This window comes from Streptomyces sp. NPDC002403 (genome assembly GCF_053593015.1).
The window spans coordinates 1-2,104 of the sequence record NZ_JBSFBQ010000143.1 but is presented as its reverse complement, the minus strand read 5'-3'; the positions used below and the strand labels follow the sequence as shown (position 1 = coordinate 2,104).

Below are 2,104 nucleotides of genomic sequence, written 5' to 3'. Positions count from 1 at the left end.
CCCGGGACAGCCCACCCGACCCACCCCCAACCAGGCCACGCCCGCCCAAAGCATCCACCCGCACCCCCAACCAGAAGCGCCGCTCACCGCCGAACCACAGGTCGAGCTTCTTGACGCTGACGCTGGCGGCCTCGAGGACGCCCCTGACCTCGTCTTCCCGCAGATGGAGGTGGGCGGCCAGGTCGGCGAGGTGCACACCGGTCCGTTTCCGCTGCGCTGCCAGCTCACGGATGGTGCGGGCAAGGTCCTCGACGGTCGGGAGCTGGGCGAGGCCGCGCCCGCCCAGGTCATCCACCCGCACCCCCAGCAATTGGCGCCGTTCGTCGCCGAACCGTAGCGCGAGTCCCTGGACGGTGATGCCTGCGGCCTCTAGGGCAGCTCTGATCTGGAATTCCTTCAGGTGGAGGTGGGCGGCCAGGGCGTCGAGGTGCACACCGGTCCGTTTCCCGGCCAGCTCACGGATGGTGCGGGCGAGGTCCTCGATGGTCGGGAGGTGGGCGAGGCCGTGCCCGCCCAGGTCATCCACCCGCACCCCCAGCCGCTTGCTCTGCTTGCCGTCGAACCGCAGGCGGAGTGTCTTGACGGTGATGCCGTTGGCCTTGAGGGTGCTCCTGATCTCGGCTTCCGTCCGGCGGAGGTGGGTGGTCAGGGTGGCGAGGTACACACCGGCCCGTTCCCCGGCCAGCTCACGGATGGTGCGGGCGAGGTCCTCGATGGCCAGTGGGGGGGAGGCAGGGTGGTGGGCCCGGCCGGGGCCGGCCGGGCCCGTCGTCTCCTCCCGTCCTGTCCCGCCCGGCCCCTCGGAGGCATCCGGGAGCAGTTCACTCGACTCGTCCCTGGCGAGGCCGTGCCCGCCCAGGTCATCCACCCGCACCCCCAGCCGATGGCGCTGCTTGTCGCCGACCGGCAGTTTGAGTTGCTGGACGTTAATGCTGGCAGGCTCGAGAACGTGTCTGATCTCGTATTCCTGTAGGCGGAAGTGGGTGGTCAGGGTGGAGAGGTGCACCCCGGTGCGTTCCCCGGCCAGTTGACGGATGGTGCGGGCGAGGTCCTCGATGGTCGGGAGGTGGGCGAGACCGTGCCGGTCCAGGTCGTCCACCTGCACTCCCAGCCGGTCGCGCCGCTCGCCGCCGAACCGCAGTGTGAACTGCCGGACGCTTATGCCAGCGGCCTCAAGGACGCCCCTGATCTCATCTCCCTGCAGGTCGAGGTGCTCGAATTCCGGCAGGCCACGGAGGTGGGTGGTCAGGTCGGCGAGGTGCACACCGCTGTTATTGTCCGCTGATGCCAGCTCGCGGATGGTGCGGGCGAGGTCTTCGATGCGCGGGAGGTGGGCGAGGCCGTGCCCGCCCAGGTCATCCACCCGCACCCCCAGCAGGTTGCGTCGCTCACCGTCAAACTGCAGGTCGAGCTTCTTGACGTTGATGCCGTTGGCCGTGAGGGTGCTCCTGATCTCGTCTTGTGTCCGGCCGAGGTGGGCGGCCAGGTCGGCGAGGTGCACACCGACCCCGGCCCGCCGTCCGTGCTGCGCGGCCAGCTGGCGGATGGTGCGGGTAAGGTCCTCGACGATCAGTGGAGGGGAAGCGGGGTGGTGGGTCTGGTTGGGGTCGGCCGGGTTCATGGTCTCCTCCGGTCCTGTCCCGCCCGGCCCCTCGGAGGCGTCCGGGGGCAGTTCACCCAACTCGTCCCCGGCGAGGCCGTGCCCGCCCAGGTCCTCCACCCGCACCCCGAGCCGTTCGCGCCGCTCGCCACCGACCAGCAATGTGAATTCCCGAAAAGTGATACCGGCGGCCTCAAGGACACCCCTGATCTCGAATTCCTGCAGGTCGAGGTGCTCGAATTCCGGCAGGCTGCCAAGGTGGATGGCCAGGTCGTCAAGGTGCACACCGGTGCGTTCCCCGGCCAGCTCGCGGATGATACGGGCAAGGTCCTCGATGGTCGGAAGGTGGGCGAGGCCGTGCCCGCCCAGGTTCCTCACCCGCACCCCCAACCGCTTGCGCCGCTCGCCACCGAACCGCAGTGTGAATTCCCGGACGGTGATACCGGCGACCTCAAGGACAACCCTGATCTCATGTCCCTGCAGGTCGAGGTGCTCGAATTCCGG

At 69.2% G+C, this 2,104-nt stretch carries 2 protein-coding genes; one reads left to right on the top strand and one right to left on the bottom strand.

What is annotated here, in order from left to right; genetic code table 11:
* The coding region (locus ACWCPY_RS43175; RefSeq protein ID WP_451274666.1) for a hypothetical protein at positions 1-1,720 on the bottom strand (1,720 nt) is incomplete at its 3' end.
* Here ACWCPY_RS43175 and ACWCPY_RS43170 point away from each other — a divergent pair.
* Positions 1,700-2,104: hypothetical protein (locus ACWCPY_RS43170; protein WP_451274664.1), on the top strand; the 405-nt coding region annotated here is incomplete at its 3' end. The two genes, ACWCPY_RS43175 and ACWCPY_RS43170, sit on opposite strands and share 21 nt — an antisense overlap.